Here is a 23311-nt window from a genome sequence, read left to right as displayed (position 1 = left end):
ATGAATGGTCTTTACCCGAGCTCGCCCGAACACTGGAGATGCCGGCTGTCACGCTCTTTAGCTGGTTGCGCAAAGGCTGGTTGCAAGCCCGTCAGGTCCCGCGTGGCGGTCACCAGCAGTGGCTAATCTGGGCCGATGACGACGAACTTGCACACCTGCGCTCGCGGCGCCAAGCCCCTCGCCGCTGGGTGAAACAGACCGAATCCACCGCCGGCGCATCCGCCGGCCAACCCGCCTGACAGTTCTACGGAGGCAGCATGGCTGGTAAATCTCCAGGTCGGTGAGCATGATGTAGGTCCGCCACAGTTGCTCAGCGTCCCAGGTCAACTCGTTGCTGCGCAGACAATAGACCCCAGGATGGGTCTCCATGGTGCCGTCGATGGGGCGGCGCTGCCAGCGGATGGCCTGTGCCTGCTCGCCGCTGGCATCGGGGATGAGCTCGATGTGATCGTGCTGCCCGGCGCCATGACTCTTCTCTTTCAGCCGCCCGATGCGCTCCCAGAGCTTGTCGATCTGCTTGGTGGTGCGCGGGCGCGCGAGCCCGTCGGCCATGGCTTGGAGCGCGGCCTCGAAGCGCTCGGCGAAGCGCTGGCTGATGCCTTGTTCTTTCCCTGCACGGCGTTCGGAATAACAGGACAGGCGAACCTCCCCGGCCTCGGCATCCTCGACGCGCTGCACGGAGACGCGCTCGCCACGGGCGGTCTTCAGATCATGGGCGTCGCTGGGATCGAACTGGCGATGGCGCTCACGGCTGACCACCCGATACCGATAACCCTGCTCGCGCAACCAAAGCAGATTCTCCCCGGTGGCGATCCCCCGATCCATGACCACCAGCGCCCCCTTGGGGGCGCGCAAGCGCTGGAGCATGCCCGCCAAGGTCGTGCCTTCGACCACGTTGCCATCGAACACCTCGGAGCGCCGCACGAAGCCACTGCCATCGAGCACCAGGCCCAGGGTCAGCAGGGGGCAATCGCTGCGCTTCTCCTTGGAGTGGCCGTGCTGGGCTTTGGGGTTGGCGGCCGCTTCGCCTTCAAAATAGGTGTTGGTCAGATCGTCGAGGGTGACCGACCAGTCGAGCCCGAACAGGCCCGTCAGGCGCGCAAACAGCGCCCTTTCCAACGGCTCGCGGTGGCGCATGAGCACATCGGCGGCGCGATACAGCTGCATCAGACTCATGGCCTCGAAGTCGACATCGAGCAGTTCACCGAGCCCGCTGCGCTGGCACAGCCAGCGTTGGGTGGCCAGCTCTGAGCCTGGCGCGGCCATACGTCCCAAGATCACCCCCAGCACCGCGGCACGTTGCGGCCCGGTCAGCCCCAGGGTCTCAAGCTGCTCGACGAAGTCGACCTGCGCCATCGCCCAGAGCCCCACCGCCTCGACCCCGACCGTGCGCGCTCGGCTCAGCTTGAGCGAGTCGAGCACGATGCTGTGTACCTCGACAGGGGCTGTGCTCGCGGTTACTGTGGCCGCAGGCGCGGCACCTTGACGGGCCAGCAGCAGCGCGGCGAGACGCTGCGCTTCGCGTTCGAGCAGCAACCCACCCCAGCCACCGAGCAAGACCTCCTGACCACTGAGGATCTCCTCGAGGCGGACGCAGAGCGTCGGCCAGTCCGCCTGTGCCACCGGGAAATGCCGCCCCAGGTTGAGCAGCGTCACCTGGCGGACTTTCCCGCCCTGGCGCTCAGAGCGCACCAGCCGGTGCGTGAAGTAACGCTCGCCGGTGGCGGTGTTGCGCGTCTGGGTGCGGCGGATGTACATACCCGGAACGCTAGACCCTGCGACGCCACAAGGCAATAGACCCCATTGAATGTTATGGCACTACTTTGAGCAATCAGACTCGCTGGTATAATGAAATCAACCCTTTAGGCCGAAAAACCGCCCAGAATCAATGGGGCCATGTTAAAGATGGGCTAGGTGGCTGTCACCACGGAAAGCTTCATCGCTGCATCAAAACCTCAGTCCAAATACGAAAAAACCGAGCAGAAGCCCAAGCCGTCCGACAAAGGTGTTGCACTTAGGTCGGGCGGCTTTACTCATCGCCGGCAACCTCCCCCTGTTGCTCGGTGCACCGCAGGCCGAGCACATCACGGCTGAAAATAGATAATGTCCTCGAGGCTCACCGGCCCCTTCGCCAGCCCCAAGCGCATGGCAGGGGTTTGCTTGTCCAGGCCAACCAGGACGTCGTTATAGAAAACCCTGAACATCTCGAGCAGCTTCACGATCGAACGCGGATTGTAAGCGCTGTACCCGTGCCAGAGGCGGCGGTTGTTGCTCGCGGTGGCGATGGGACGCTCCAGCAACGAGAGGCGGCGACGCACTTGCATGAAGAACACATCGATGGCATGCAAACTGGCCTTGTTGTAGAGCCAGGCTAAGTGATCCTCGTCGTCGTCATCAGCGTCTGTCAGGTAGCAGACGGCCTTCTCAGGCTCGCTCATGCTCGGGAAGGGGTGCGTGAGCCAGCGATCCCGCCAGTGACCGATCACGGACATGTCGGCGAGCGCCTCCTTGATGAGCAGCAGCCGCAGCGCCTGGCGGTCCAGATTGGGGTGCTCCTCTTGCAGGGAACGGAAGCGCTCACGGCTGACCTTCAGCGCATGCCGACGCTCGTCGACAGTCATGTCTTTGTTGATGCGGACGTAGAAGGCATCGGCCGTGCGCTCAGTCACGCGTTCAGCGAAGGCACCGAGCGCCGCGGCGCGCATGCCCGAGTCCTGATCGAGGAACAGCCGGATCTTCTCCGCGCCCTTGGTCAGATCGCGCAACAAGAAGCAGTGACCGTAGAGCGTCTATTCTGCATGGACTTGCATACCGGTCTTTGGCAGTTGCGTGGTGCGTCCTGGCTCCTCGAAGACCTCAATGTCGGCGCGCGTCTCGCTGTCCTGATAGCGGGCTGCCACAGCCCCCTTGAGGCTGCCATCGACGCCTGAGCGGGCGCTCTTGCCGCGCTGACGCGTCGCTTCATCGTCGCGTGCCAACCACAAGCGGGCATGACGGCGGAATGGCTTCTGCACGTCGCCATCGCCCAGGATGGCCGCTTCTTGCTCAATGACATCGGCCGCGACGTCCCGGTCGAAGTTCAGGTGCATGCCGAACACAGAGCGAGTGGCGTTGTCAGCGCTGCCAACGGCACTGAGCTGAACGTTGCGCTTGTCTGCGCGTTGCGTCCAGTTCACGACGTCATCTTGTCGGTCGATACCGAGATAGAGTCGCGGGATCGAGAAGCCTTCGAGCAGGGACCGCTCCCGATGGCCAACGAAGGCCAGGCATTGACGATGCAGAAAGTCGATCTTCGGGTACAGGGTTCCGTGGGAGAGATCAGCGATTTCGCAGATGCGCCGAAACGGGCTCTTGTTCATTAAGAGCTGGAAAATCAGCCGGTTCTTGTGCGGCTGCTTCTGCCGCAGGGTCGCATCACCGACCGAAAAGGTCTTGGTGCAGGCGCCGCAACGGTAGCGCTTGGAGCCCGAGCGAGTGCTGCCATAGCGGCGGTAGTGAGGGGAACCACTCGAGATCCCGATATCGCTATTGGCACAATCCAGGTCCGGGCAGGAGGGTTCTGGGGGGACACGGAGATAGGCGCCGAGACGCTCGCGCTCCTCGGCGATGCCCTGGTTACTCTTGAGCGGCGGATACTCACCGCAGGCATGGCACTTGAGCACGGGATACTGCCGGCCAGCACTGACGACCGCGTAGCGATCACGCTGGGCACCGCGACCCGTGGTCTGGGCGGCGAAGATACCGTAGTGCTCACAGGTGGGCTGCTTGCAAAAGTTGACCTGAATCCCACCGCTTGCCGGCGGGACCCGAGGCATCGAGACTGCGGAAGATTTCTTCTGCAACAGATGATCCCGCCATCCTCAGTAAGATGGCGGGATCGTAGGCAGATGGCCGCCCGGGCGCAACACCTTTGTCGGACGGCTTGGGACTGGTCTGGTTTTTCGGACACCGGGTTATCGGTCAGGTCAGGCGCCTGCGCGAAACTTTGGCCCGAACCACTTGACGATCCAGACCATGATGGCGCGGCTCCAGGCGGGCTCGCCGAGCACAGCCATGGCTTCGTTGAAGATGTCGGCGGCCATGCGGTGGTCAACGCTGTGCGGTTGCTCTTCGCAGAGCCAGTTGTGGATGACGGCGGCCTTGCCGGTGCGTCCGACCGGTGGCAGCAGGGGCCAGACTCGGCGCGCGGGATGGAGGCGAGGTCGGTGCGGTCGCCCGCAGGCACGGCGATCCAGCGCGGGTCGGCTTCGCTGGCGCCGATGGTGCTCCAGTCGCGGAAGGCTTCGAGCAGCTCGAACGGGCGCTCGGCGAGGGTGCCGGTGTGGACCTTGAGGAGGAGCTCGTTTGTGTAGGAGCTCATGGACTGATCATCCAGAACTGAGCGCGAGGATATTCTCGCCAGCCTGGCCTATGCCCGTTTGCTGGTCTCTGGCAAACCGTTGCAGCCCGCCGCCTGATGCAGGTTCTTTGTATCGCCTTGGCCCGCGAGCAACCCCTCGATTGAGATGTGTTCATCAAGGGTGTCCCAGTGGATGCCTCTGGCGCTGAGCTCATACTCGGCGCGTTGCTGCGGCGATTTGCTCGACTACGCCGCGTGTCGGTCTGGCTCAACCGAGAGGCGCATCCCAACCGTTTTGAGCACCGCTAGTAGTGTTTTGAGGGTTGGGTTGCCCTTGGGCGATAAGGACCGATAGAGCGATTCGCGGCTGATCCCGGCTTCTGCAGCAACGGCAGCAAGTCCGCCGTAGGCTTCGGCAATGGTCCGCAGCGCGAGCAAACCCGCCGCGCGATCTTCCGGGTCGTCGAGCGAGTACATGGCTGCCTTGAGATACTCAACCGCAAGTTCTGGGTCTTCCCGAAGTTCGCGCAACTCGGCTTCGTGATGTGATACGGCTGCTTTCGTCATGTTTGCCGCTCCTTCCAATCGCTCAGGTAGATTTGCGCAAGTTCAATGTCTTTTTGCTGGCTGGCTTTATCCCCGCCACATAGCAACAGAATCATCGTTTTTCCGTACTGCGCGAGGTAAACCCGGTAACCGGACCCAAAGTGCATTCGAAGCTCGCTCACACCGCCGCCAACTGACTTGATGTCACCGAAGTTGCCGGATGCGATTCGTTGCAATCGGACTCGAATCCTGGCTTGTGTGGCTTTGTCACGAAGACTCTGCAACCACTCTGAAAACGGCTCGGTGCCATCGGCCCGCTGATAGCGGTATAGTCGAATCATAGCCGGTTTGTAACTTTTAAGCTACAAATCATTCAGCATCCACCACCCGCAGAAGATCAAACTGCGCGGCCAGCGATGACTCGGCATCCAACCGGCTGTCTACCGGCCGGCGGCGCGGGTAGAAGCTCTCTTCACCGGTCTGCGCTTGGCCCTGTTCGGCACTGGTTGGATAGGTATCGACGAGCCAGCGGCACAGCGCATGGGTGGCCTCGGCCTGGACGGTGCGCAGTTCGTCGATCAGCTCGAGGTCGGCTTCGGTGAGGAGGTGGAGTGGCATCAGGCATCAGATCGTAGGGTCAAAGTAGCTTGACCAGCGCGGAGACCAGCACTGCCTGCGCAAGGAGTAGGCCCGCGATCCACTTGATCAGATCGCCTTTTGCACTCTCAATCTCTGCGCGTAGGTAATCCTTTATGACAATCTCCTCGCCGATGGCCTCGCGGAAGGCCTCGGCAATGGCTTCCGCCTGTTCTTCCGGGAGATTGGCGCGCCGGAGCGTTTGGATAAAGCGGTGAGTATCAAAGGCCGTGACGCTCATTCAAGGAATCCTCATTGTCTTGGAGCGGTGCATCGCCAAGCTGACCCGCCGTGCACCGCTGCCATCGACGAGCGCGGCTCCAGCTGCGGATAGCCGCTGACGCTGTTCCGCAGCGTCCAGCAAGTCTTGGATACGGTGACGAATGTGTTCGGCCGTCACCTGTTCTTTGCGCCCAAGATAGTCGATCACGCTAGCTTCAGCCAGCAGCCAGCAGCCAGCAGCCAGCAGCCAGCAGCCAGCAGCCAGCAGCCAGCAGCCAGCAGCCAGCAGCCAGCAGCTCGCAGCTCGCAGCTCGCAAGCCGGGCGCTGATTCTCGGCGATGCTCACCACCAGGCTTGGCAGGCCGAGACAGCAGGGGGAAAAACCGGGACGGGTCCTGAGGCATCCCCACATAAAAATCATATTTTACAGTATCTTAAGACGTGATTCTACTGGAAAAATGAGCATGCACGGGGTGTCATGGTTCACCACCAGCGACCAAACCGGAGGAGGGCCACCCATGCATGCGCTGACTATTCTACGCCGCTGTATCGCACGGCTGCTGACCGACATCCACCGGCGGCGGCTTGAGGTGCTGTTTGAAGCCGTGGTCTCGACGGTCAGCAGACCGCGACTGACCTTGACCGAGATTGGCCGAGGTTTTGGTGGTGCAGCGGATCTACGCCATCGAATCAAACGTGCTGATCGTCTGCTGGGCAACCGCCACCTTCAGCGCGATAGCCACCGCATCGATAGCGCCCTTGGGGGCCTGTTGCTCACACAGGTGCTTGAGCCGCTGATCGTCATCGATTGGAGCGATCTGAAGGACGATCAGTCGCTGCATCTGTTGCGTGCCTCGCTGCCGGTTGGTGGGCGCAGTTTGACGCTGTATGAAGAGGTTCACCCGCAACGCGATTTAGGCAGTCGCAAGGTCCAGCATCGGTTTCTCCAGCGCCTCGCGGAGATCATTCCGGCCACGGCTGAGCCGATCATGGTTGCGGACTCCGGCTTTATAGCCATTAGCCCTGATTGCCAGACTCAGATATGACGCTAGCTTTCAGTTGGCGTGAATCAGGTGTTTGAATATCAGGTGCGATGGCTATAAGGTGCCGTTTTACCGGGCGGTCGAGCGCTTGGGCTGGCGCTGGGTTGGGCGCGTGCGCGGACGCGACGACGTCAAACTCAAGCACCGCTGGCGCAGCTGCAAGCGCGTGTTTGCCGAGGCCACCACCACGGCGAGACCTCTCGGCGTTGGTGAGTGGGTGCGCAGCAACCCGCTGCCGGCGGTGTTTACCCTGGAGCGGTGACCCAAACAAGGCCGACGCGCGAAGACCGCCTCGGGCAAACGCGCGCGCTCCAAGAAAAGCCAGAAGGAGGTCAAGGGCGTGATCGAAGGGCTGGCCGCCGGCACCGTCGATATCGTCGTTGGCACCCACAAGCTGCTGCAGCCGTCAGTGAAGTTCAAGAACCTCGGCCTGGCGATCATCGACGAGGAGCACCGCTTCGGGGTCCGCCACAAGGAGTTCTACATGGATCTGCTCGAGCGTGCGGTCGAGGCGCTCAAGTCCGGTAAGACCCCGGAGCTGGATCGCCCGCTCGATCACGGCGCCGAGATCGACCTCGGCCTCCCTGCCCTGCTGCCGGACGACTACCTGCCCGACGTCCACACCCGCCTGGTCACCTACAAGCGTATCGCCAGCGCCGCCGATCACGCTGAGCTGAAAGACCTGCAAGTGGAGATGATCGATCGCTTTGGCCTGCTGCCGGAGCCGACCAAGACCCTGTTCGCGGTCACCGAATTGAAGCTCAAGGTCCAGCCCTACGGCATCAAAAAGATCGAGGCCGGCCCCAAGGGCGGGCGCATCGTCTTCGGCGAGCAGCCCAATATTGATCACATGCGATTGATCCAGCTGGTGCAATCGCGCCCCAAGGACTTCAAGCTCGATCAGGCCGCTGGCGCCCTGCGGTTTACGATGGAGATGACTGATCCGGCCAAGCGGATCGAGCAGGTTGGAACGGTGGTGGGGCATTTGGTGGGCTGACGCCCGCCAGTCACAGGAACTCGATGTGGCCGATCATCTCATCGGCCTCGAGCACACGCTGGATCAAGACCAGCCCCTGAATCAGGGTCCGAACCCCTGTGTGCTGCGGTGCATAGACGATGCCCGCATGCGGCTCACCGGCGGCAGCGAGGCGCAGAAAGTCGTCGTCTTGCGTCACGACGACCCGAGAGGTTTGCCGCGCGAAACGCAGATGGTCAAGGTCACAAGCACCCATCAAGGCTGCGTCAGCTACGGTAATGATCGCGATCCCGCGCTGCCGAAGCCCATGGATGACCGCTTTTGGAATATGCTCGTCCGCGTAAAACCGAATCTCAGCCATTCGCGGCAGCGGCAACCTTGGTCGACAACAAGGACACTGTCCGCTGGCGCATCGCCGCAATGAAGGCATCCCGATCAGCGATGTCCGACTCGATCTCGGACTGATGATCCAAGTAGTACGCTAAGGCGGCATACACCTGTGCGAGACCGAGATCCAGCTCGCTCGCGATCTCATCGGCCTGTCGACCAAGGTGCTCGTGCTGGAACAGGATGTCGCGGACCTTAATACGACGACCTGCAATGTGGGCTTGTCCGCCGGCGGTTCCTGGAACGATCGCGATATGCGGTGTCTTGGTCTGATCGGGCATGGTCTCTACTCCAGACGACGTCTTCTTTAAACAGTTTAGGCGCATAACGCCTACGTAGTCAGTCGCTGCACACTGTGACCGACCTCCATCTGCAAACGCGGCTCCGGGACGGAATTGCTCGAGGTCCGCGCGATCAATTCCAACCGCAAGCAAGCAGGGGGTATCCCCTTGCACTCCCCAAAAGGACCGAATCAGACGAAGCGCCCAAGCACCCAACGCCACCGCAGGCTCAGGCCCAAGGCCCCGCGCCCGCCAGCCACAGGGTACCCTGGGCGTGGGCACCGGCTGCACATCTAGGGCGGCGACGTCGACTTGTCCGGGGCGAACCGCCCATGCCTGCAACTGGACGTACTTGAAGTAGGGGCCCTGGAGGCCGTAGCCTGCGTCGAAGCTCCACGCGCCGTCGGAATTGGGCGCGTACTCCGTACCAGACCAGTACAGGACGATTGCCCGCGCACTTGCCGGTCACCGCAGCGGCGACCCCACCGGTTGGGAAGCCCGAGGGTATCCCGCCCTGCTCGTCATACCGGCCCCGACCTAATCGGCCGGAGCCGGCGGCGCGGGCGCACAAGGATCAATCGGCACGCGCCGACCGGCGCGATCGCGATCGACGCCGGCTGACTTCTGGCCCCCGTGCATCCTCACCCTCGCCAGCCGCGAGACTGCGCAGCCAGCCCTCGTTTTGTCTGCAAACCGAGGCCACCTGTTCGACGACGAACTGGTAGGCCGCAAAACTCTTGAAGGCATTCACCTCCTTGGCAAGCCGAATCAATACCAGCGGCTCCTCCAGCGCCAGACGCAGCTCGCGCAGCTTCGCCGCCTTGTCGCGCTCGCCGTTTGCCTGGATGATCAGCGCGACGATGGCGCGGCTCTGGTTGCGCAAGTCCGTGCCCAGCCAAGAGTGTCGCCGTGCTCGCGATATATTTTGGGACTCCAAGTCGCCAAAATGACTGCGCTCGGCGACAGCCATTGGGCCCCGGTTCGCCCCGCTCCGGGCTGCCGCTCCGCCACGAACAGCGCCCGCTGAGCGCGTTCGGGCCCAGATGTGATGATGGGAAAGCCTAGGATCGCCGGGACCCGTATCACGGTCGAATCGATCCTAGAACGCCTTGGCGCTGGCGAGTCCGTAGCCCAGATCGTCGAAGCGAATCCCCGCCTGACACAGCAAGATATCCTTGATGCCCTCCGCTTCGCTGCTGAGACGATGCATGGCGACAAGCTCTATCCCGTCGACGCCGACGCGGCCTAGCCAAGCCATTTCGATTCGATGAAGCTACTTGCGGACGAGAATGTCGATTCAACCATCGTGACCGCACTTAGGAAGGCAGGCCATGACGTCCGCTATGTGGTAGCGGATCTCGACAGGCCCGCAGTAAGGCACCCTGATGCGATGCCCATTGGCCAGGGTGACTTCGCGCTGTTCCAGTTCCTTCAGATCGAGTTGGATTGCCAGGTGTTCCGGCAGACAGAGATGGACGGCGCCGGTGTCGACCAAGGCGTCGGCGGTGACCGGGCTCAGGTTGCGATTGGCCGGATTGGCAAATTCAAAGGCGGTTCGAAGGTTCGAATGATGCCCATGTCGGTTCCGTACTGGAGTTGGCTGGCTTGGGGGCATTGGTGGTGATCCGGCCGTTTCTATTGCCTAATGGGGCCGTCACTCAGCAGATAACAGGGCCAAGGATGGCACGAATCTGGTTGAGCAAACGTTCGCCGCCGGCATCGCTCGCTTGGTCGGTCGTCAGGTCCGCTGCGGTTGTCGGCAAAGGGGTCGGCCCTGACTGGGCTTCAATCATCTCTTGGTTCGGGATTTCGACGCGTACGCGAAGCCGCTGATGCTTGAGGGTAACGGGGCGCTGGAATTCGAGTCGGCCTTGGTCGTAGATGGCGTCGATCTGCATGGTCGGACTCCCTGGGCTAATACTCGAGCGGCAGTGAGATCGTACCAGAGTCGCGATGGGCGGCGGCGATGCAGGTTCTCCTGGCCGGCGATCGCGGCTTCACTAATTTCGACAGCTGACTTTTGGCCTCGAGCATGTTGACCTGCATGACAGGGTTTCCCCAAGCGTTAAACAGACGACCCGTTCATTACTGGCGATGGCTCAGCGCGACCGCCCGCATGAAGCGCATTCGGGCCTGGGACGCGAAGTCATCGGACGCATCATTCGACCGGCTCGGGCGCCGGCTTGCTGCGGGCGCTCGCTGCATCGGCATCCGGTCCATCCGGTCCGCCCTCCTCATCGGCCGGCGCCGTGTAGCCGCAATCCTTCTGCGGACAGACCTTCTGCGCGCCCTTGGATTTGGTAACCTTGAGTGTCAGCACTGGCCAGCCGCAATTCGGGCAGGCCTCGGCAAGTGGCTCGTTCCAGACTGCATAGTCGCACTTTGGGTAAGTTGAGCAGGAATAGAAGATCTTGCCGCGCCGAGACTTCTTCTTCTGCAAGGTGCCTGCCTTGCATGTCGGGCATTCAACGCCGGTGTCCTCGGGCTTCTCGAGCGGCTCGATATAGCGGCACTTGGGATAGCCAGTGCAACCGATGAACTTGCCGTAGCGGCCACGTTTGACTGCGAGCGGAGAACTACACTCTGGGCAGGACTTGCCCTCAACGATCTCAGGCTCATCGCTAGCGCCCTTCTCCGCGTTCAGATCGCGGGTGTAGTCGCACTCGGGATACTTGGAGCAGCCAATGAAGAAGCCATTGCGGCCAAGTCGCTTAGTGAGTTGCCCACCACACTCGGGGCATTCTTCATCGATCGCCTCCTGGGTCACATCGCTGCGCTGGACATGCTCCTGGGTGTAATCGACCTGATCCTTAAAGGGCTTCCAGAACTGCTCCAGCAGCGGCACCCATTCTTCCTCGCCCCGTGACACCGCATCCAGCTCGTCTTCGAGCCGCGCGGTGAAGTCGTAGTCGACGTAGGAGGTGAAGTGCTCGGTCAGGAACTTGTTGACGATGCGCCCAACGTCGGTCGGCGTGAAGCGCTTCTTGTCGAGTTCGACATACTCACGCTCTTGCAGCGTCGAGATGATCGACGCATAGGTTGAAGGCCGACCGATGCCGAGCTCCTCCAGCATCTTCACCAGCGAGGCCTCTGAGTAGCGCGGCGGCGGCTCGGTGAAGTGCTGTTCGGGGCGGATGGCAACCAGCTCGACCGTCTGCCCCTGCTTGAGATCCGGCAGCATCCGCTCCTCGTCGTCATCAGCGCTGTTGACGTCGTCACGCCCTTCCAGATAGACGCGCATGAAACCAGGCTCGGCAATGGTCGAGCCGGTCGCGCGGAACCGATGACCTTCGCCGCAGCCGAGATCGATCGAGACCAGATTCAGCAGCGCATGCGCCATCTGACAGGCGACGGTGCGCTTCCAGATCAACTCGTACAGCCGCGCCTGATCATTGGTCAGATGCGCCTTGATCTGCTCCGGCTGATAACCAACCGAGGTAGGTCGGATCGCCTCATGCGCCTCTTGGGCATTCTTCGACTTGGTCTTGAACAGCCGCGCCTGGGGCGGTAGATGATCGGCGCCGTAGCGCTCGGCGATGAACTCGCGCAGCTCGCCCAGCGCATCCTGCGACAGATTGACCGAATCGGTTCGCATATAGGTGATGAGTCCAACCGCACCGCTGCCGATGTCGATCCCCTCATAGAGCTGTTGGGCGGTGCGCATGGTGCGCTGGGTGGTGAAGCCGAGTTTACGAGCCGCCTCCTGCTGCAACGTCGAGGTGATGAAGGGCGGTGCCGGATGCCGCTTGCGCTGCTTACGCTCGACCTTGTCGACGCTGAGCTTGCCATCGGCGGCGGCGAGCAGGGTACGCTCGACCTCGCGGGCGCGGGTCTCATCAGTGATGCTGAACTGCTCGACCTTCTCGCCCGCATACTCGGCCAGCTTGGCGCTAAAGGCTTTGCCCTGCTCAGCAACATCGGCCTCGACGGTCCAATATTCGCGCGTCTTGAAGGCCTCAATCTCCAGCTCGCGCTCGACGATCAAGCGCAACGCCGGGCTCTGCACACGGCCAGCCGAGAGCCCGCGGCGGATCTTCTTCCACAGCAACGGGGATAAATTGAAGCCGACGAGATAATCCAACGCCCGGCGCGCCTGCTGAGCGTTGACCAGGTCATAGGACAGCTCGCGCGGGTTGGCAACAGCGTCCTGGACGGCACGTTTGGTGATTTCATTGAAAACCACCCGATACACCGGACGCTGGCCAATCTGGCGCCGCTTGCGCAGCAGCTCGTACAGATGCCAGGAGATCGCCTCGCCCTCGCGGTCGGGGTCAGTCGCGAGATAGAGCGCATCGGCGGTCTTGAGCTTCTTCGAGATCGTTTGGACGTGCTTCTCATTACGTTCGATGATCTGGTACTTCATCTCGAAGCCATGCTCGGTATCGACCGCGCCCTCTTTGGGCACCAGATCGCGCACATGGCCATAAGAGGCCACGACCTCGAATTCGGGTCCCAGATACTTCTTGATGGTCTTCGCCTTGGCCGGCGACTCGACGACGACGAGATTCATAGTCATGCCAGTGCGCTCAAATGGAGCGCTAGGAGATACGATCGGCGACCGTTACGTCAAGGCCGACGTCCAAGCATCCAGCCTGGCTGCTCAACGATCCACAGAAAGCAGCCAGCTTGGCGACAGGCGATCGAGACCGCTCAGCGCCGCCGCGCTAGTGCAGATAGGCCGGCTCGTCGCCATAGATCAGCTCTTCCATCTGCGTGAAGGCGTCCTCTTGCCCAGGGCGATTCATCAGCACCAACAGCACCACCCACTTGAGCTCGTCTGTCGACACAAAGGCCTGTTCGATCGCCAGAGCACGGTCGATCACCAACTCGCGGCTGAGCGGGTCGAGGATGCCGTTTTGCTCCAAGAACAGCAGCAGGCCACGGGCGTCGAGATCGAGCTTGGTCGCCTCGGCCTCGGTATAGATGCGCATGGCGCCGAGATCCCGGGGCCGGTAATCGCTGTGCTCCATGCGCCGCGCGAGGTCATCGAGCCAGGTCAGCGCCTGCGCAACCTCAGTGCTCGTGAAGCCGGCGCTGGTCAGCTCATCTTCGAGTTCGTCATGATCCTCCGGCGGCATCGCCTCGCCGGTCATGTAGGTTTCGAATAGATAGATCAAGACATCGACCATGTTGTCGTACATTCAGAATCCTCGGATGTCGTGACAAGCCTCGGCGCGCCAGACCGTTGCCGATCTCATCGTTCTGGCTAGCCGAGATGACGGCAGTACCGCCCGCCCGCGAGGCATGATACATGGCCCTGCAGCTCGAGGAGCAATAACATTGATGAAACCTCTTGCGCAGAGAGCCCCGTGCGTAAGACCAGCTCGTCGGCGGCCACCGGGTCCGCCCCCATGGCCTCGAGCAGACGCTGGTAGTCCCGATCGAGCCCGTCCGCGTGAGCCGACGCCGCTGATGGTGAGGCTGCCGCCGCCGATGCCCGCTCCGGTTGCGGCACAGCAGCCGCAGCTGTAGGCACAGGTGCAGACAGCGACAGATAGCTTCGCAATTGGGGCGCCAGCTCCTCGAGCAATTGATCAACGCTATCGATCAACTTGGCGCCTTCCCGAATCAGTTGATGACAACCTCGGGCTAACGGATTGTGGATCGAGCCTGGGATCGCGAACACCTCGCGCCCCTGCTCTGCGGCATAACGAGCCGTGATCAAAGATCCACTGCGCGGAGCCGCCTCGGTCACCAGGGTTCCCAAACTCAAGCCACTGATGGTCCTGTTGCGGCGCGGGAAATGACTGGGTTGCGGGCCAACGCCGGGAAGAAATTCACTCACTAAGGCGCCCTCAGCGCTGATCCGGCGCGCCAATTCCCGGTGCGCGGCTGGATAGACCCGGTCTGGGCCGGTTCCAAGCACCGCGATGGTGCGGCCGCTCTCGAGCGCGCCCAGGTGCGCCGCAGCATCGACGCCCAAGGCCATGCCGCTGGTGATCACCAGACCAAGCCCGGCCAGATGCGATGCAAAGGCGCGCGTGGTCTGCACCCCACCCGGGGTCGGGTTGCGGCTGCCGACGATGGCGAGCTGTGGCTCCTGCAGCAGTGCAAGATCGCCACGCACAAACAAGAGCGGCGGCGGTGACGAGATCCCACTGAGGCGCGATGGATAGCGCGGATCAGCCAGGGTCAGAATGCTGGCCTGCGCCTGCTCCGTCCAGCGCAGCGCTGCAGTGATCGCTGCTTGATCAGGTCTCTGGATGACCTCGAGCATCGGCTCGGTCAGCCCCAGCGAGCGCAGCGCCGAGGGCGGCGCCGAACAAATGGCCTCGGCGCTGCCAAAGGCCTTGAGCAGCTTCGCAATGCGCTGAGCACCCAGCCGCGGCGCCTGCAGCAGTGTCAGCCAGCCAATCAGCTCCACCTCTTCGCAATCGGCCATGCGGTTAGTGCCCGTCCGGGGTCGCCACGATCGCGCCCAGGTGCATCGCTTGATTCGCCCGCATGACCAAAGCGAAGCTGACGCGCGCAAAGACCCTGAACACCATCAGAATGCCAGATCGAGACTGGGGAACGATATAGGTCTCTGACAAGCGCTCGGCCTTGCGATGCAGGGGGAGCGGTGCGTTGGGATCAGGCCGGTCAGACTCCCAGCCCCTGATTTGCCAATCACCCATCCAAAACGAACTCTTCAGCGGGCTCTCATCGCGCCAATGTTGGTCATTGCGCGCGCTCATCACCCTATCGCGAGCCTCAGTGCCGCCACGATAGACAGCGAAGACCTGTCCGATCTCAACCCCCTCACGCGAACCGCGATCGAGCACTACAACATCGAACTGGCCAATCTGTGACACCCCATCTAGCACCGAGATGATCTGCCCCTCCAATCCCGGCGGCGCTGAACGCGGCTGGAAATGGCGAACCGCCGCCTCGTCGCGCGCCGGACGCAGGCGATCGCCGATCTGCACCTGCATCCTCGAGTGGGTCACCAAGAGGGTCGCAGGATCGCCGGTCTGCTCCAGTGCAGCCTCTCCCACATACAGGGCCTGGTAACCAAGTAGCTCATTGGTTACCGCGTCGCGCAGCGCCTCGCCTGGACGCAGCACCTCGAAGCGGGCATCTCTCGCGGTCATGATCTGCCGGACAAAGATCCGGTCACCAGCGCCCACGAGGATGCGCTCACGCGGGAAGCCGACCACATAGGGCGCATCATCGAGCTCCCGGGAATCGGCCACCCAGGGGCGCGACAAGAAGGGCGCGATCGTGCCGACCGGGATCGTCGGAATCGCTGCATCCAGCTCGGTGACCCTAACCCGAGGTGACAGCTTCACGACTCGCAGCCCGCTCGCCGAGGAACGGATGCGCGGCGCTCCGACGCGCCGGGTATCCAGCACCAGCTGCTCACCCGGAAAGATCAGGTTCGGGTCAGAGACCTCCGGATTGCCTTCCCAAACCTCGGGCCAACGCCAGGGATCACGCAGAAATCGACCGGCGATCCCCCAGAGGCTGTCCCCGGAGCGAACCCTGTAGATCTGGGGTGCATCGGGTTGCAGGGCGACCTCTGCTGCGCAGAGCGCGGGCCAGGCAGCCCAGCTGATCAGGCCCACCATGAGCCAGCAGCGGCTTCGGCCAATGGACGATCCGAGCATGACCATCGCGTTCATCTCACCTCCGAACAGGGTACGCAGCCATCCCTCAACCAGCCTCATCCCGCAGACGAGCAAGCAAGGGCGCGCTGGCGCAAACTGGCAAGCCGACTGAGCCTCTTGCACAATAGGGTATCATCGCAATGTTATTTGGACGCTTTATGCTCGGCTGCGCCCGGCCTTAGGGCGGACGAAGTGACCCAGACCCACTATGGCTTTACTCAATATTTTGACCTTTCCCGACGCACGCCTGCGTCGAACCGCGGAACCCGTCGCTCAAGTCGATGACAATACACGCCAATTGGTCGATGACATGTTCGAGACCATGTACGCGGCGCCTGGCATTGGGCTAGCGGCGATCCAAGTGAACGTGGCCAAGCGAGTGATCGTCATCGATGTCTCCGAGGACCACTCGCAGCCGTTGTGCCTGATCAACCCAGAGTTTCTCGAGCGCGAGGGTGTCGAGGAGATGGACGAAGGCTGCCTCTCGGTACCTGGTTTCATCGAGACCGTAAAACGCGCCGAGCGCGTGCGTGTGCGTGCGCTAGACCGCGAGGGTGAACCCTTCGAGCTCGAAACGGACGGTTTGCTCGCGGTCTGTATCCAGCACGAGATCGATCACCTCGATGGCCGACTGTTCGTCGACCACATCTCTTCGCTGAAGCGCCAGCGCATCCGCAAGAAGCTCGAGAAAGAACAGCGCGCTCCGCAAGCCCATCCCACCCCTCAGCAAAAAGCTATCTGATGCCAACAGATCGACCGCTGAGGCCCACACCCGAGGCGCAACACCTCGGGCTATTACGGAGTCGTTAATGGACCAAGCGCGCATTGTCTTCGCCGGCACACCCACCTTTGCCGTGCCGGCGCTGAGCGCGCTGGTCACCGCGGGTTGGCCGGTGGTGGCCGTCTACACGCAGCCCGATCGCCCAGCTGGCCGCGGCCGCAAGACTGCCATCGGCCCCGTGAAGCAGGCAGCGCTGGATGCCGGCATCCCGGTCTTTCAGCCCAGGTCCTTGAAGGGTCCAGAGGCGCTCGCTCAGCTTCAAGCCCTGGCGCCTGATCTGATGGTCGTCGCCGCCTATGGGCTCATCCTTCCCAACGCGGTGCTTGACTGCCCGAGGCTTGGCTGCATCAATATCCATGCCTCGCTGCTGCCGCGCTGGCGCGGCGCGGCGCCGATTCAGCGCGCGATTGCTGCCGGTGATGAGCAAACCGGAATTAGTCTGATGCAGATGGAACAAGGACTCGACACCGGGCCAGTCTTTGCTACCCAACACACAAGGATTGGCGCTCGCGAGACTGGCGGCAGCCTGCATGACCGGCTTGCCGCCATCGGCGCCAAGCTCTTGCTCGATACGCTGCCAGCGCTCTGCGAGCGCGCACTGACCCCAGAGCCGCAAGACCCGCAACGGGCCAGCTATGCGAGCAAGCTCGAGAAGCGAGAGGCGCAGATCGACTGGCAACGTCCCGCCATCGAGATCGATCGTCACATCCGCGCCTTCAATCCCTGGCCGATCGCGCAAACCCAGTATCGGGGCGAGACCCTCCGCATCTGGGAGGCCTGCCCGCTCGACCAGGCAGCCACCATCCACCTCAGCGGGCAATCCCCAGGCACCGTGCTCCGCAGCAGTTCCGAGGGCATCGATGTCGCGACCGGCGATGGGGCCATCCGCATCCAACGCCTGCAAGCCGCGGGCAAGCGGCCGATCAGTGCCGCTGATTTTGCGCGAGCGCGCCAGGTTGATGGGACCGTCCTTGTCTAGAGCCAAGACGCCGCCAAAAACCAGCGGTGCGGCCGTTCGCGCAGAGGCAGCTAGGGTGCTGCACGCGGTTCGCGCCGACGGCCGTTCGCTGACCGACGCGCTCAAGACCCGCGCCGCACCAACGGACGCTAGAGATCGCGCCTTGCTCAGCGAGCTCGCGTTTGGCGCCGTCCGGTTTTTGCCCCGGCTGGAGGCAATCACCGATCAGCTACTGCAACGCCCCCTGAAACCGAACGACCGCATCCTCGGCTCGCTGCTGATGATCGGCCTCTATCAGCTCATCGAACTGCGCATCCCGGATCATGCGGCAGTCTCAGCAACCGTTGCAGCCACGCGGCTCTTGGAGCGTCCGCGTGCGGTCGGGCTGATCAACGCGAGCCTGCGGCGTTTCCAGCGCGAGCGCGCTGCCTTGCTTGCCCAGGTCGAGCGCCAAGAGGCTGCACACTGGTTGATGCCGACCTGGCTACTACGCCGCTTGCGCGCCGCCTGGCCCGAAGATTGGGAAGCACTGGTGGCCGCCAGCAATGGCCGAGCGCCGCTGTTCCTGCGCGTCAACCGCCCACGCATCAGCACAGACGCCTATGCCGCGCAGCTTGCCGCGGCTGGGCTCGTCGCGGAGTCCTTGCCCAATCAGCCGCAAGCGCTGCGCTTGCTGGAACCCATTGCCGCAGAGACCCTACCCGGCTTTAGCGACGGGCTGGTCTCGGTGCAAGATGCCGGCGCACAATGGGCGGCTGCACTGCTCGCGCCGACCTCTGGCGAGCGCGTCCTAGATGCCTGTGCCGCGCCAGGTGGCAAGACCGCCCACCTGATCGAGCAGGCTAAAGGTCAGATTGCGCTGACTGCGATCGATATCAGTGCTGAGCGGCTCGAGGCCGTACACCTCAATCTCGGTCGCCTGGGCTTGCAGGCACGGGTGCTGGTCGGCGATGCAACCCAGCCTGAGCCGGCCTGGGCCGACGGACCCTACCACCGCATCCTGCTCGATGCGCCCTGCTCGGCGACTGGGGTGATGCGCCGGCATCCCGATATCAAACGGCTGCGCTCGGACAAGGACATCGCGCCACTGGCCGAGATTCAGGCCAGGATGCTAGAGACGCTTTGGGCCTTGCTGGTTCCAGGCGGACGACTGCTCTACTTGACCTGTTCTTTGCTGCCGGACGAGAACGAGGCACAGATCGCTAAGTTCCTGAAGCTGCACAGCGATGCCAGCGAGCTGCCGCTGCCGGCAACCTTAGGTGTTGCGCGCAGCCACGGACGTCAACTGCTGCCGCGCGAGGCCGGCCCGGATGGCTTCTACTTCGCGCTCTTGCTCAAGCGATGACCCAGCTACCACCTCTCCACTGGCGGCCAAAGCCCCCCACCAGGGAACGGCTCAGAGTCACCTTGGCACTGCTGCTGGTGGTCACGCTAGGCCTAGCGCTGAGCCAGAGGACGCTGGCCGCCGAGGCATTCAGCGTCATCAATGCCAAGACTGAGCGCGTCGATGGCAACATGTTGCTTTCGGCCGCCATCGATTATGGTTTCAGCGAACGTGCGCTGGAGGCGCTCGAGAACGGCGTTCCACTGACCATCCTCGTGCATATCCAAGTGCGCGAGCAGGGTGCCTGGATCTGGAACGAGAGCCTAGTCGATGTAAGCCTACGCTACCGCATCCGCTACAAACCACTGTCCGAGCATTACCTCGTCTCGCGCCTACCGGGCGAGGAGCAGGGACGCACCTTTGTGACTCGACAGGCGGCGATTACTGCCCTCGGCGAGCTCAATCATCTCTATCTCGTCAGTGAGAAGCGGCTCGATCCGGAACAGGCGTATGAGGTGCATCTACGGGCCTCCCTCGACATCGAAGAACTGCCGCTGCCGCTGCGTCCGATGGCCTATCTGCGCTCCGGCTGGAAGCAGAGCACCGGCTGGACCAAGTGGCCGCTGACGCCTTGAGCATGTTGAAGAGACAACTCTTGCAGCCCGGCGCCATCGCCGTCGGGGTGCTCTTGGTCATCCTGATGGTCGCCCTGCATCTGATGACCAGCGCCGTCCAGAACTCCGAGGCCCTCAGCCGGATCTTCGTACCCTTGCTGGCCTTGGTGCTGCTCGGCCTGCTCGTGCTTGCCCTGCTGGTCAGCATCAACTCGGTACGTCTGGCTCGGGCGCTCCGCCACCAGGCCGCTGGCTCCCGACTCGCCGCACGGCTGCTGGCGATGTTCGCGCTGATCTCATTACTGCCGGTGGGGGTGGTCTATTACTACTCGATGACCTTTCTGATGCGGGGTATCGATAGCTGGTTCGATGTCGAGATCGATACCGCGATGAAAGACGCCTTAACCCTGAACCAGGCTTCGCTCGATCTCAATCAGCGCATCCTCATGAAGTACAGCGCGCAGCTGCTCAATGGCATCCAGGACCGCTCCGCAACCGCGCTGACGCTGACCTTGGGCACCCTGCGCCGTCAGGCCGGCGCGCTCGAGCTGACACTGTTTGATCGCAGCGGCCAAGTCCTCGCAACCGCGAGCGACGATCCCTTGCAGCTGGTGCCTGATCAGCCCGAGCGCGAGGTGATGCAACATGTCCGCAGCGGTATCGACCATGTGAGCTTGGAATCCGGCCCCAGCGGTGAGCTGGTGGTGCGGGTATTGGTGCGCGACCCCAGCGCGCGGCCCCTGCTGTTGCAAGCCATCTTTCCGACCTCCGCGCGCATCAGCGAGCTCGCCAGCCGCCTCGAAGGAGCTTACAACCGCTACACTGAGCTCTCGTTCCTACGCCAATCGCTCAAGTTCAGTTTCACCATCACACTGTCGCTGGTGCTCGTCTTCGGTTTCATGGCAGCCCTATTGATTGCCTTCAGAACCGCCAGAGCGCTGGCTGACCCCATTGCCGACATCGCCCATGGCACCCGCGCCATCGCCGATGGCGACTACGAGCAGCAACTCCCGCTGCCGCGCCACGACGATGAGCTCGCCTTCCTGGTGGCCTCTTTCAACGCCATGACCAGGCGTATCGCCCAAGCCCGTGATGAGGCCGAGCAGAGCCAACAGGCGGTTGAGTCGCAGCGGGCCTATCTCGAGACCTTGCTGAGCCGTCTGTCCTCGGGCGTCATCGCCTTCGATGAAGATAATGCGCTGCGCACCAGCAACGCCGCAGCACGCCAGATCCTCGCCATCGATCTCGACGACAACACCCCCATGCCATTGGCCGCTGTGGCAACGCAGTACCCGCGACTCGCACACTGGTGTGAAATCGTCGGACGGCGGATCGGCAGCGGCCGCGACTGGCGCGAGGAGGTCACGCTGTTCGGCGCCGATGGCCGCCAGGTGCTGATGTGTCGGGGCAGCCCACTGCCGGTGACGGCTTCCAGCGGCGCCGAAGACGCCGAGCCGAATGCCGATCATGTCTTGGTCTTCGACGACATCACCACCCTGATCCGCGCCCAGCGCGACGCCGCTTGGGGCGAGGTTGCGCGCCGGCTCGCACATGAGATCAAGAACCCACTGACCCCCATCCAGCTCTCCGCCGAACGTCTGCGGCACAAGCTATTGCGCAAGCTCCCGGAAGCGGATGCGAAGATCGTTGACCGGTCGACGCATACCATCGTGCAGCAGGTCGAGGCAATGAAGGCCATGGTCAATGACTTCGCCAGCTATGCACGCACCCCCGAAATGCAGCAGGAGCCTTTCCTCCTCGATGGGCTCGTGAACGAGGTACTGGAGCTTTATCGCGCCGGACCGGTCAACCTGAGTAAGCGGCTCGAAGCCGGCGACGCGATGATCCGCGGTGACTCCAAACGACTGCGCCAGGTGATCCACAATCTGGTCAAAAATGCCATCGAAGCACTTGAGGAGCACGCAGATCCCCGTATCCTGGTGGTAACACGTCGAGTCGCGGACGAGGACAGCCCGTCCGTCGAGCTGCTGGTCGAAGATAACGGCAATGGCATCGAGCCAGAGCTGATTGGACGACTGTTCGACCCCTATGTCACCTCAAAAACCAAAGGTACTGGACTGGGACTTTCCATCGTGAAGAAGATAATCGAGGAGCACGGCGGTATCATTCGGGCAGATAATATCGATCCGGGCGCCCGGTTCACCGCACGACTGCCGATGAGCACCGCCTCCCGCACCTCTAGCATGCCGCAAACAGGAACATCATGAGCGCAACCCACATCCTGGTCGTCGACGACGAGCCGGACATCCGCGAGACCGTTCAGGATATTCTCGAGGACGAAGGCTACGAGGTCGCAGGTGCCGAGAATGGGGAATCTGCCCGGCACGCCCTGCGCGACCGGCGACCCGACCTCATGCTGCTCGACATCTGGATGCCCGACCTCGACGGCATCACCTTGTTGAAGGAATGGTCGGAGAATCAGGGCCTACCCTGCCCGGTCATTATGATGTCGGGCCATGGCAATGTCGAAACGGCCGTCGAGGCAACGCGCCTTGGGGCCTATGACTTTCTCGAGAAACCGCTGTCGATGGCCAAGCTGCTGCTGACCGTCGAGCGTGCGCTCGAGGCCGACAAGCTGGTGCGCGAGAACGTGGGCCTGCGGCGACGTCCGGCGCTAGTGCTCGAGCCTGCGGGTCGCTCAGCCGCGATGCAGCGGCTGCGCGAGCAGGTTAAACGCATCGCACAACATGACACCTGGGTGCTGATCACCGGCGAGGCCGGCACCGGCCGCGAGACCTTCGCGCATTATCTGCACACCCAGAGCGCACGCAAGGAGCGGCCGTTCATCGACCTCGGCGTCTCAGCCATCGCCCGCGGCAATGCTGCCCGGGAGCTGTTCGGCAGCGAAGAGAATAACCAGGTGCACTACGGCAGCCTCGAGCAGGCCGCTGGCGGCACCCTGCTTCTCGACGAGGTCGCCGATATGGACCTCGAGGCGCAAGGGCAACTGCTCGGCGCGCTGGATACGGGCTCGTTCCTGCGTGTCGGGGGCAGCGAGCCGGTATCCATTGATGTGCGCATCATCGCCGCGACTCAACGGGATCTGAAAGAAGAGGTCCGCGCCGGCCACTTCCGCGAAGACCTGTTCTATCATCTAAACGTGGTGCCGCTGCATATACCGCCGCTGCGCGAGCATGCCGAGGATATCCCGGATCTGCTCAATTATTACGTCGATTACTTCGCGACCCATGAGAAGCTGCCCTATCGGCGCTTCAGCGTCGGTGCGCAAAACTTCCTGCGCAACTACGGTTGGCCCGGCAACGTGCGTGAACTCAAAAATCTCGTGCAGCGTGTCCTCATCCTTGGCGCCGGCGATGAGATCACCCAAAACGAGGTAGAGACCGCGCTGGGCTCTAGCCCTCCAGTCCCAAGCCAACCACTTGAGGGGTTGGTATCCTTTGATCAGCCGCTGCGCCAAGCACGCGAGCAGTTCGAGAAGGCCTATCTCGAATACCAGCTCGGTAAGCACGCCGGCAACGTGAGCAAGATGGCGAAAGAGGCTGGGATGGAGCGCACCCATCTCTATCGCAAGCTGCGCTCGCTAGGCATCGAGATCAAGGAGCGGCGGTGAGCCTAGCCGCTACAGACGCGGCT

General features: G+C 62.6%; 29 protein-coding genes and 2 pseudogenes. 13 read left to right on the top strand and 18 right to left on the bottom strand.

What is annotated here, in order from left to right:
* Positions 1 to 57: 57 nt before the first annotated feature.
* The 4 genes from VBE63_RS13705 to VBE63_RS13690 form a co-directional block, all read right to left on the bottom strand.
* Positions 58 to 1758: a transposase gene (locus VBE63_RS13705; RefSeq protein ID WP_323683590.1), complete on the bottom strand. Its 1701-nt coding sequence runs from the start codon at positions 1756 to 1758 to the stop codon at positions 58 to 60.
* Positions 1759 to 2084: 326 nt separating this feature from the next.
* Positions 2085 to 2765 (bottom strand): hypothetical protein, encoded by a 681-nt coding sequence (locus VBE63_RS13700; protein WP_323683589.1) that lies wholly within the window; start codon positions 2763 to 2765, stop codon positions 2085 to 2087.
* Positions 2766 to 2789: 24 nt separating this feature from the next.
* Entirely contained in the window at positions 2790 to 3815 is a 1026-nt protein-coding gene (locus tag VBE63_RS13695; RefSeq protein WP_323683588.1) for a hypothetical protein, read from the bottom strand.
* Positions 3816 to 3965: 150 nt separating this feature from the next.
* Positions 3966 to 4130 carry a DUF1353 domain-containing protein gene (locus VBE63_RS13690; RefSeq protein WP_323683593.1) on the bottom strand — a complete coding sequence of 55 codons (165 nt, stop codon included), beginning with the start codon at positions 4128 to 4130 and terminating at the stop codon, positions 3966 to 3968.
* A gap of 29 nt (positions 4131 to 4159) precedes the next feature.
* Between VBE63_RS13690 and VBE63_RS13685 the strand changes: the two genes are divergently transcribed.
* The gene (locus VBE63_RS13685) at positions 4160 to 4381 is read left to right on the top strand and encodes a hypothetical protein (RefSeq protein ID WP_323683587.1); all 222 of its coding nucleotides are present in this window, start codon (positions 4160 to 4162) and stop codon (positions 4379 to 4381) included.
* Positions 4382 to 4408: 27 nt separating this feature from the next.
* Here the strand turns inward: VBE63_RS13685 and VBE63_RS13680 are convergent.
* From VBE63_RS13680 to VBE63_RS13655, 6 genes and pseudogenes are all read right to left on the bottom strand, one after another.
* Positions 4409 to 4567: pseudogene (locus VBE63_RS13680) on the bottom strand (DUF2442 domain-containing protein); the annotation flags it as partial.
* A gap of 18 nt (positions 4568 to 4585) precedes the next feature.
* Entirely contained in the window at positions 4586 to 4906 is a 321-nt protein-coding gene (locus tag VBE63_RS13675; RefSeq protein ID WP_323683586.1) for an addiction module antidote protein, read from the bottom strand.
* Complete coding sequence (locus tag VBE63_RS13670) at positions 4903 to 5226, bottom strand: type II toxin-antitoxin system RelE/ParE family toxin (protein WP_323683585.1); 324 nt, start codon at positions 5224 to 5226, stop codon at positions 4903 to 4905. Before VBE63_RS13670 ends, VBE63_RS13675 begins: the two co-directional genes overlap by 4 nt.
* Before the next feature lie 28 nt (positions 5227 to 5254).
* Positions 5255 to 5503, bottom strand: coding sequence for a hypothetical protein (locus VBE63_RS13665; protein WP_323683584.1), 249 nt, complete (start codon positions 5501 to 5503; stop codon positions 5255 to 5257).
* 19 nt (positions 5504 to 5522) lie between these two features.
* Complete coding sequence (locus VBE63_RS13660; protein WP_323683583.1) at positions 5523 to 5762, bottom strand: DUF1640 domain-containing protein; 240 nt, start codon at positions 5760 to 5762, stop codon at positions 5523 to 5525.
* On the bottom strand, positions 5763 to 6089 hold the full coding sequence (locus VBE63_RS13655; RefSeq protein ID WP_323683582.1) for a hypothetical protein: 327 nt from the start codon (positions 6087 to 6089) through the stop codon (positions 5763 to 5765). It abuts the gene before it with no gap.
* A 172-nt stretch (positions 6090 to 6261) separates the two neighbouring features.
* On the opposite strand from VBE63_RS13655, the gene VBE63_RS13650 reads away from it, so the two are divergent.
* The 4 genes and pseudogenes from VBE63_RS13650 to VBE63_RS13640 all read left to right on the top strand — a co-directional run bounded on the left by VBE63_RS13650 (position 6262) and on the right by VBE63_RS13640 (position 7783).
* The gene (locus tag VBE63_RS13650) at positions 6262 to 6789 is read left to right on the top strand and encodes a hypothetical protein (protein WP_323683581.1); all 528 of its coding nucleotides are present in this window, start codon (positions 6262 to 6264) and stop codon (positions 6787 to 6789) included.
* A gap of 31 nt (positions 6790 to 6820) precedes the next feature.
* Entirely contained in the window at positions 6821 to 7048 is a 228-nt protein-coding gene (locus VBE63_RS13645) for a hypothetical protein (protein WP_323683580.1), read from the top strand.
* A 54-nt stretch (positions 7049 to 7102) separates the two neighbouring features.
* Positions 7103 to 7276: pseudogene (locus VBE63_RS31420) on the top strand (hypothetical protein); the annotation flags it as partial.
* Positions 7271 to 7783, top strand: a complete 513-nt coding sequence (locus VBE63_RS13640) for a TRCF domain-containing protein (protein WP_416274552.1) — start codon at positions 7271 to 7273, stop codon at positions 7781 to 7783. The pseudogene VBE63_RS31420 and the gene VBE63_RS13640, both read left to right, overlap by 6 nt.
* A 10-nt stretch (positions 7784 to 7793) precedes the next feature.
* On the opposite strand, the gene VBE63_RS13635 is transcribed toward VBE63_RS13640, so the two are convergent.
* The 3 genes from VBE63_RS13635 to VBE63_RS13625 form a co-directional block, all read right to left on the bottom strand.
* On the bottom strand, positions 7794 to 8123 hold the full coding sequence (locus VBE63_RS13635; RefSeq protein ID WP_323683579.1) for a DUF5615 family PIN-like protein: 330 nt from the start codon (positions 8121 to 8123) through the stop codon (positions 7794 to 7796).
* On the bottom strand, positions 8116 to 8430 hold the full coding sequence (locus tag VBE63_RS13630; protein WP_323683578.1) for a DUF433 domain-containing protein: 315 nt from the start codon (positions 8428 to 8430) through the stop codon (positions 8116 to 8118). The genes VBE63_RS13635 and VBE63_RS13630 overlap by 8 nt, the downstream gene beginning before the upstream one ends.
* Before the next feature lie 574 nt (positions 8431 to 9004).
* Complete coding sequence (locus VBE63_RS13625) at positions 9005 to 9313, bottom strand: four helix bundle protein (RefSeq protein ID WP_323683577.1); 309 nt, start codon at positions 9311 to 9313, stop codon at positions 9005 to 9007.
* Positions 9314 to 9478: 165 nt separating this feature from the next.
* Here VBE63_RS13625 and VBE63_RS13620 point away from each other — a divergent pair, with 165 nt between their 5' ends.
* Positions 9479 to 9679 carry a DUF433 domain-containing protein gene (locus tag VBE63_RS13620; protein WP_323683576.1) on the top strand — a complete coding sequence of 67 codons (201 nt, stop codon included), beginning with the start codon at positions 9479 to 9481 and terminating at the stop codon, positions 9677 to 9679.
* 18 nt (positions 9680 to 9697) lie between these two features.
* The gene (locus VBE63_RS31415) at positions 9698 to 10054 is read left to right on the top strand and encodes a DUF5615 family PIN-like protein (RefSeq protein WP_416274550.1); all 357 of its coding nucleotides are present in this window, start codon (positions 9698 to 9700) and stop codon (positions 10052 to 10054) included.
* 34 nt (positions 10055 to 10088) lie between these two features.
* Here the strand turns inward: VBE63_RS31415 and VBE63_RS13610 are convergent, their stop codons facing one another.
* The 5 genes from VBE63_RS13610 to VBE63_RS13590 form a co-directional block, all read right to left on the bottom strand.
* On the bottom strand, positions 10089 to 10328 hold the full coding sequence (locus VBE63_RS13610; RefSeq protein WP_323683574.1) for a hypothetical protein: 240 nt from the start codon (positions 10326 to 10328) through the stop codon (positions 10089 to 10091).
* A gap of 260 nt (positions 10329 to 10588) precedes the next feature.
* On the bottom strand, positions 10589 to 12940 hold the full coding sequence (gene topA / locus VBE63_RS13605) for a type I DNA topoisomerase (protein WP_323683592.1): 2352 nt from the start codon (positions 12938 to 12940) through the stop codon (positions 10589 to 10591).
* 154 nt (positions 12941 to 13094) lie between these two features.
* On the bottom strand, positions 13095 to 13571 hold the full coding sequence (locus VBE63_RS13600) for a DUF494 domain-containing protein (RefSeq protein ID WP_323683573.1): 477 nt from the start codon (positions 13569 to 13571) through the stop codon (positions 13095 to 13097).
* Between the two features lie 65 nt (positions 13572 to 13636).
* A complete protein-coding gene (dprA, locus tag VBE63_RS13595; RefSeq protein WP_323683572.1) occupies positions 13637 to 14812 on the bottom strand; it encodes a DNA-processing protein DprA in 1176 nt (391 codons plus the stop codon).
* Between the two features lie 4 nt (positions 14813 to 14816).
* Positions 14817 to 16025 (bottom strand): LysM peptidoglycan-binding domain-containing protein, encoded by a 1209-nt coding sequence (locus VBE63_RS13590; RefSeq protein ID WP_416274551.1) that lies wholly within the window; start codon positions 16023 to 16025, stop codon positions 14817 to 14819.
* Between the two features lie 202 nt (positions 16026 to 16227).
* Between VBE63_RS13590 and def the strand changes: the two genes are divergently transcribed.
* From def to VBE63_RS13560, 6 genes are all read left to right on the top strand, one after another.
* A complete protein-coding gene (gene def / locus VBE63_RS13585; protein WP_323683570.1) occupies positions 16228 to 16761 on the top strand; it encodes a peptide deformylase in 534 nt (177 codons plus the stop codon).
* Positions 16762 to 16828: 67 nt separating this feature from the next.
* The gene (gene fmt, locus VBE63_RS13580) at positions 16829 to 17779 is read left to right on the top strand and encodes a methionyl-tRNA formyltransferase (RefSeq protein WP_323683569.1); all 951 of its coding nucleotides are present in this window, start codon (positions 16829 to 16831) and stop codon (positions 17777 to 17779) included.
* Between the two features lie 55 nt (positions 17780 to 17834).
* Positions 17835 to 19103 carry a 16S rRNA (cytosine(967)-C(5))-methyltransferase RsmB gene (gene rsmB, locus VBE63_RS13575; protein ID WP_416274549.1) on the top strand — a complete coding sequence of 423 codons (1269 nt, stop codon included), beginning with the start codon at positions 17835 to 17837 and terminating at the stop codon, positions 19101 to 19103.
* A 62-nt stretch (positions 19104 to 19165) separates the two neighbouring features.
* On the top strand, positions 19166 to 19717 hold the full coding sequence (locus VBE63_RS13570) for a DUF4390 domain-containing protein (protein WP_323683567.1): 552 nt from the start codon (positions 19166 to 19168) through the stop codon (positions 19715 to 19717).
* Between the two features lie 2 nt (positions 19718 to 19719).
* Positions 19720 to 21924, top strand: coding sequence for a sensor histidine kinase (locus tag VBE63_RS13565; protein WP_323683566.1), 2205 nt, complete (start codon positions 19720 to 19722; stop codon positions 21922 to 21924).
* Positions 21921 to 23288, top strand: a complete 1368-nt coding sequence (locus tag VBE63_RS13560; protein ID WP_323683565.1) for a sigma-54 dependent transcriptional regulator — start codon at positions 21921 to 21923, stop codon at positions 23286 to 23288. The genes VBE63_RS13565 and VBE63_RS13560 overlap by 4 nt, the downstream gene beginning before the upstream one ends.
* Positions 23289 to 23311: the final 23 nt, after the last annotated feature.

The sequence above is a fragment of the Lamprobacter sp. genome (assembly GCF_034860625.1).
Taxonomy (GTDB): Bacteria; Pseudomonadota; Gammaproteobacteria; order Chromatiales; family Chromatiaceae; genus Lamprobacter.
Note: the sequence above shows the minus strand (reverse complement) of the source record. Positions and strands in the feature narration are given on the sequence as shown.

What these genes read in the sequence shown, in the direction of transcription:
- VBE63_RS13705 (WP_323683590.1), bottom strand. Translation starts at nt 1,758, where the DNA reads ATGTACATCCGCCGCACCCAGACGCGCAACACCGCCACCGGCGAGCGT.
- VBE63_RS13695 (WP_323683588.1), bottom strand. Translation starts at nt 3,815, where the DNA reads ATGCCTCGGGTCCCGCCGGCAAGCGGTGGGATTCAGGTCAACTTTTGC.
- VBE63_RS13675 (WP_323683586.1), bottom strand. Translation starts at nt 4,906, where the DNA reads ATGACGAAAGCAGCCGTATCACATCACGAAGCCGAGTTGCGCGAACTT.
- VBE63_RS13670 (WP_323683585.1), bottom strand. Translation starts at nt 5,226, where the DNA reads ATGATTCGACTATACCGCTATCAGCGGGCCGATGGCACCGAGCCGTTT.
- VBE63_RS13665 (WP_323683584.1), bottom strand. Translation starts at nt 5,503, where the DNA reads ATGCCACTCCACCTCCTCACCGAAGCCGACCTCGAGCTGATCGACGAA.
- VBE63_RS13660 (WP_323683583.1), bottom strand. Translation starts at nt 5,762, where the DNA reads ATGAGCGTCACGGCCTTTGATACTCACCGCTTTATCCAAACGCTCCGG.
- VBE63_RS13650 (WP_323683581.1), top strand. Translation starts at nt 6,262, where the DNA reads ATGCATGCGCTGACTATTCTACGCCGCTGTATCGCACGGCTGCTGACC.
- VBE63_RS13640 (WP_416274552.1), top strand. Translation starts at nt 7,271, where the DNA reads ATGGATCTGCTCGAGCGTGCGGTCGAGGCGCTCAAGTCCGGTAAGACC.
- VBE63_RS13635 (WP_323683579.1), bottom strand. Translation starts at nt 8,123, where the DNA reads ATGGCTGAGATTCGGTTTTACGCGGACGAGCATATTCCAAAAGCGGTC.
- VBE63_RS13630 (WP_323683578.1), bottom strand. Translation starts at nt 8,430, where the DNA reads ATGCCCGATCAGACCAAGACACCGCATATCGCGATCGTTCCAGGAACC.
- VBE63_RS13620 (WP_323683576.1), top strand. Translation starts at nt 9,479, where the DNA reads ATGATGGGAAAGCCTAGGATCGCCGGGACCCGTATCACGGTCGAATCG.
- VBE63_RS31415 (WP_416274550.1), top strand. Translation starts at nt 9,698, where the DNA reads ATGAAGCTACTTGCGGACGAGAATGTCGATTCAACCATCGTGACCGCA.
- VBE63_RS13610 (WP_323683574.1), bottom strand. Translation starts at nt 10,328, where the DNA reads ATGCAGATCGACGCCATCTACGACCAAGGCCGACTCGAATTCCAGCGC.
- topA (WP_323683592.1), bottom strand. Translation starts at nt 12,940, where the DNA reads ATGAATCTCGTCGTCGTCGAGTCGCCGGCCAAGGCGAAGACCATCAAG.
- VBE63_RS13600 (WP_323683573.1), bottom strand. Translation starts at nt 13,571, where the DNA reads ATGTACGACAACATGGTCGATGTCTTGATCTATCTATTCGAAACCTAC.
- dprA (WP_323683572.1), bottom strand. Translation starts at nt 14,812, where the DNA reads ATGGCCGATTGCGAAGAGGTGGAGCTGATTGGCTGGCTGACACTGCTG.
- VBE63_RS13590 (WP_416274551.1), bottom strand. Translation starts at nt 16,025, where the DNA reads ATGGTCATGCTCGGATCGTCCATTGGCCGAAGCCGCTGCTGGCTCATG.
- def (WP_323683570.1), top strand. Translation starts at nt 16,228, where the DNA reads ATGGCTTTACTCAATATTTTGACCTTTCCCGACGCACGCCTGCGTCGA.
- fmt (WP_323683569.1), top strand. Translation starts at nt 16,829, where the DNA reads ATGGACCAAGCGCGCATTGTCTTCGCCGGCACACCCACCTTTGCCGTG.
- VBE63_RS13565 (WP_323683566.1), top strand. Translation starts at nt 19,720, where the DNA reads ATGTTGAAGAGACAACTCTTGCAGCCCGGCGCCATCGCCGTCGGGGTG.
- VBE63_RS13560 (WP_323683565.1), top strand. Translation starts at nt 21,921, where the DNA reads ATGAGCGCAACCCACATCCTGGTCGTCGACGACGAGCCGGACATCCGC.